The sequence below is a fragment of the Niallia sp. HCP3S3_B10 genome (assembly GCF_052064465.1).
In the GTDB taxonomy this organism is placed as follows: Bacteria; Bacillota; Bacilli; order Bacillales; family Cytobacillaceae; genus Niallia; species Niallia hominis.
In genome coordinates, this window is the sequence record NZ_JBQHVO010000110.1 from 1 (window position 1) to 4,884 (window position 4,884).

Consider the following 4,884-nt stretch of genomic DNA (forward strand, 5'->3'; position numbering starts at 1 on the left):
CTACCAGTGTCTTGTATTTCATTTAAAAAACTTAACTAAATAATAACCCAGGCCCCATCTAAAACATAGGTGGGGTCTATTTGACGCTTACTTACTAAAAATAGAATACCGTCGAATTATGCAGAAATTTGGAATTTTATGTTTCAAATATGTTACGTTTATGTTGCATAACTCACAGGTTAAAATATTTTTTAATAAAAGGTATTAGGAATCGTCAAAGAGAGGGGACTATTTTAAAGGGATAATAGATTCTACTATTTGGTTGAAAGGAAGAAAAATAAAAATAATCCCCACTCATGTAATAGGGATTATTTTTACACTATAAATTTTATTAAGTTATTTTACTTCTTGTTTTCCTGTTACTTTTCCTTCGATTACCGCAGAAGATTTTACATCTTCGCTTGCATAGTAAACATTTCCATCAATAGTAGTGTCTTTTGCAAGAGTAAAGCCTTTTGCTTCAACGTATACATCACCTTTAACTGTACCATTTTGAATTTTAAAGTTTTCACTTTTCACTGTCATTTTTGGTACTGTTAATGTATAAGCAGCAGTCACATTGCGATCTTTATCTTGTGAATATAAACCTAATTTACGGTAAAGACCTTGAGATTTGTCATCTTTATTATAGAACTCGCCATCAACAACTAGTTCATTATCTAATGTAACATTACCAAGAGTTGTAAAAATCCAGTTTCCATCTTTGCTAGCAGCTTTTACTAGAGTCTCAGGGTCATAAGTAATGGAAGCAGTTGATACAACTACATCTTCAGGTTTAGCTCCAACACCAGTAATTGTACCTTCGATAACTGCAGTGTCTCTGGCTTCTTGAGTTGCAAAGAAAACATTACCATCAATTGTAGTATCTTTCGCTAGAGTAAATCCCTTTGCTTCTACTACAACATCACCTTTTACAGTACCGTTTTGGATTTTGAAGTTTTCACTTTGTACTATCATTTTAGGAACAGTAAGTGTGAAAGTTCCTGTAACATTACGTTGTTCATCTTGTGTATATAATGCTAATTTACGATAGATTGGGTTTGCTGCCTCATCTTTATCATGGAATTCGCCAGCTACAACTAAGTCTCCGTCAAATGTTAAATCCTTCGTTGCTGCTACAATCCAGGTTCCCTCTTCACCTAGTGCTGCTGCGAAAACAGCTGGATCATCTGTTATTGATGCTGCTGCCACTGCATCTGCTTCTTTTTCCTCAGGTTCTGCTGCTGGTTGTTCCGCAGGAGTCTCTTCCTCTTTTGGTTCTTTAGCTGCATCATCTGATCCACAAGCTGCTAGTAAGCCTACTAACAATGTCGGTACTATTAACGCTTTCAATTTCATGATGTTTTTCCCCCAATAAATATGTTTTTAAGATCTTTTTAAGTAATTCCATAAAAGAGTAAGAATTTTTGTCACTTAGTTCTATATATTATAGATAGTTCCGAATCCCTCTCAATCATCAATAATATGTATCGGGGTTGCCCAAAACATTTCTTTCCATCATCACTTTCCAATTAGATTTTGATTTTGGTAAGGTTTAATTATGTTTAATCAAAAACTATTAATACCCGATGAGCATATTAATGGACAACCTATTTATAATAATCAACTCTTTTAATTAATCACCTCCTATAATTAAGGTTTTGCTTAGTAGATTTGAATTACCTTAAATAAAGAAGAACAGTCTTTATAGATTAGAAAATTTCAATATATTAAAATTGCTCTTTTATGGCGATTTAGGTGTTCCAACTGTTTTTAGATTAATTAGCTCAGTATTTTCTATCTGCGTAGAAGTTGATTTTTCCTGCACGACAGGATCAGGAGAACTTAATAGTCCTAGATAAAACCATCCAATAAAAAGGAGAATGGCAATAGCTCCTATTAACATGGAAATTTTTTTTACATTCACTTAAGATCCCTCCCCCTATCCAATCTTTATTGATTAGATAATCTCAAAAATATGTGCAGATATAATTGAAAAGATATGAATTTTTTATGACCATTAACAAATATAAAACTTTTGTTAATGAAAAAATTTTTATTCAACTATTTCATATTCTTAAAAATGTATAGCAACAACTAAATGATTGCTTTCAAGTAAATGAACATTATTGGAACGAGAGGTAGCCACTTAAAGTAAAAGTCTTAATTCTAGACCACTTTTAACATGCAGTTCCAGAATAAGCGTAAAAATTAAGCATATTGATATAATAGTAGTGATTGATCTTATATATTTTCTATTCTTCAAAATCCCCTTTTCAAAAAATGATTTAAAGCTTAATTTTTTATTCAAAATCAAGCTCTCTATACTTTTTTCTTTTGTATACAATTTGAATATGTTCCTTTAAAAAATAACAAAAAATTGAAAAGGATTATATATTTTCTAAATCTGAATTTGGGGCTAAATGAGAATTCCTATATCCCAGAGATAATAAGATGCTTTTTCGAAAATCATTGAACACCGTTTGACGAAATAGATTAGCATTTTTTAATGACAGTTTCTTACTAATATTCCCGACACTAGGATATATACCTTCCTTATGCAACTCCAATATCACACTTTCAATCCGAACCTTCATTTCTTCAATATTCTGATTTTTCTTTTCGCTATAATATTCTTTATACTTAAGACTAATTTTTTCACAAAGGATAGGGTGATATCTTTTTGCAGTCTTATAGGATATATCATGTTCACTTAACGTTTTATTTAAACTCTCCGGTATATCTTCAGCTAAAGCATTATTTAAAATTTCTTCAGTTTTCTTAAATCTTTTCGAATCAAAATCACGTTTATATGAAGAAAACCTACTTACTATCTTTTCGCATAATTCAGGAAAGTAATAACCTGCGAATTTTCCGGTAATTCTCAGGTCTTTACAGACTTGATTTAGGCTCCTAGGAGTATCCTTTGCTATCTCCTTTAATAAATGTTTCCTTAATTCTTCCATTGAAATCTTAGTTTCTACTTTCAATATTATATTATTATTAATTTTATTACTTGATTTATTCGACAGATTAATAAGATCAAAAATGGTATAATTGAGTTTACTGCAGATTGTGAGTAGCGAAGCTGGGTTTGGTATATGTTTATTCTTTATCCAATCTATTAAAGTAATATATCTTACATCTAAAAAGCCCGCAAAGTCTAATAAGTATTCAAACCCTAAATCATCCTTTATTTTAGGAAGAATTAAACTCATAAAATTTCTACTTGGGAATGATGTTAACTTGGGTCCTTGCTCCATTAGTTGCTTATAATTTTTAATTACAAAATGCTCATCATTAGTCAATGGGTCATTGGAAATAGAATCTCCATCTTCACCTAACCACCCTGAACAATATTGACAATATCCAACAATTAAATTTCGATGCACAAATCCCAGTTTTTTATTACAGTTTGGACATTCTTCCTTAATCCTTGTACTATGTATTTCACACTTGTTGATACTAGGTACTAACCAAATTAATGGCTCATATATTTCTCTTGATTCCTTCTTTAGATAGTTTAAACACAGTGGACACCATCTTCTATTTTTAGACACAATATTATTAGAAAGAATACCCTTCCAATTTTTAAACGTCATATGTTCTATGTCGTTCCGTCCGGTTAACTTTTCAAGCACTTTAATAAACTCAATATTTATTGTACTTATACCATTTATAAGATTATATCTATTAGGTGCCAAATTTTTAGCAAACGCATCAGCTAAATAAGGTAAACCTATATAAGATCCAATGAGTTCATTTAAAAGAGTAGTAACTCTGACATTATGACTTTTTGCTATTCTACAAATATAACTAGTTAAACTCTCAATATACGGAGTCCCGATGCCTATCGGTTCTATATTATTATACAATACTGTTCTTGATGATAAAAAATCACCTAATGGATTTTCACTTTTTCTTAAACTTTCTATTAGAGAATTCATTACTCTTGTCCCCCAAAATCAATGCTTTTAAATAAATTAAGTTTTTAACAACTTAATCATTTTCTTCTATTTGAAAAAGATATTAATAATTGAGTGAAAAAACATGATATTCACTCAATTATTATATATATATATTCATTTTTCACCTATAGAGTTTTCTTTCGCTATTTCGCTAAAATCGGATTCATCTTCCCTTACTGTCCCAACTTGATCCCTATGCGGATTACGTTGACCTGGCTTTGAACGTTTATGCTTACCTTTGTCAGTACTCTTATCATCTTCCTTCTTTTGAGAACCACTCTTTTTAACAGATCCATACAAGATTTCCTGCAACTCTATCCTATCTTCCTCTTTTTCTATGAAATCACTTTCACCTTTAATAGCTTCTCTAGCTAAAGTAAGAATCTTCTTTTGATTTAATGAATTTCTCTCTAAATGTTCGATTGTTATTGTTTTATCACTTGAACTCAATGCGTCTGATAGCTCCCTTTCTAACCACTGTTTAAGAAGTCCTATACAGCCAATACTAAAGTTATACAAATATTGAGTATGATCAAGAAAATTCGGCTCTTCTTCTACAGGAATAACCTTCTGCAGAGTATACACTACACTCTTAAAGAATTTTGCATCTGGATAGGTTACACTTAGTTGGACAGATTTATTAAGGTCATATAAACTTAATTCATTAAAGTTGGGGAGAATGAACTATGACCAAAAGAGAAAGAAGAACATTCACGAAAGAATTTAAAGAACAAATTGTTCAGCTGCACCTTACAGGTAAATCTAGAAGTGAAATTATCAAAGAATATGAGCTGACGCCATCTGCCTTTGATAAGTGGGTTCGCCAGCATAATACAAGTGGATCGTTTGAGGAAAAAGACAATAGAACTCCGGAGCAAGAAGAATTAATTCGGCTTCGTAAAGAAAATCAACGGCTAATGATGGAGAATGATATTTT

Annotated in this window: 5 protein-coding genes; 1 reads left to right on the top strand and 4 read right to left on the bottom strand. The window is 31.2% G+C overall.

Going from position 1 to position 4,884, the window contains the following annotated elements; genetic code table 11:
• Positions 1-336: 336 nt before the first annotated feature.
• The 4 genes from ACTNDN_RS24305 to ACTNDN_RS24320 form a co-directional block, all read right to left on the bottom strand.
• On the bottom strand, positions 337-1,338 hold the full coding sequence (locus ACTNDN_RS24305; RefSeq protein ID WP_441132526.1) for a polymer-forming cytoskeletal protein: 1,002 nt from the start codon (positions 1,336-1,338) through the stop codon (positions 337-339).
• A 385-nt stretch (positions 1,339-1,723) separates the two neighbouring features.
• Positions 1,724-1,906, bottom strand: coding sequence for a hypothetical protein (locus ACTNDN_RS24310; RefSeq protein ID WP_031539870.1), 183 nt, complete (start codon positions 1,904-1,906; stop codon positions 1,724-1,726).
• 463 nt (positions 1,907-2,369) lie between these two features.
• Entirely contained in the window at positions 2,370-3,926 is a 1,557-nt protein-coding gene (locus tag ACTNDN_RS24315) for a TniQ family protein (RefSeq protein WP_441132528.1), read from the bottom strand.
• A gap of 135 nt (positions 3,927-4,061) precedes the next feature.
• Positions 4,062-4,397 (bottom strand): hypothetical protein, encoded by a 336-nt coding sequence (locus ACTNDN_RS24320; protein ID WP_441132529.1) that lies wholly within the window; start codon positions 4,395-4,397, stop codon positions 4,062-4,064.
• A 236-nt stretch (positions 4,398-4,633) separates the two neighbouring features.
• On the opposite strand from ACTNDN_RS24320, the gene ACTNDN_RS24325 reads away from it, so the two are divergent.
• Positions 4,634-4,884: transposase (locus ACTNDN_RS24325; RefSeq protein WP_441132531.1), on the top strand; the 251-nt coding region annotated here is incomplete at its 3' end.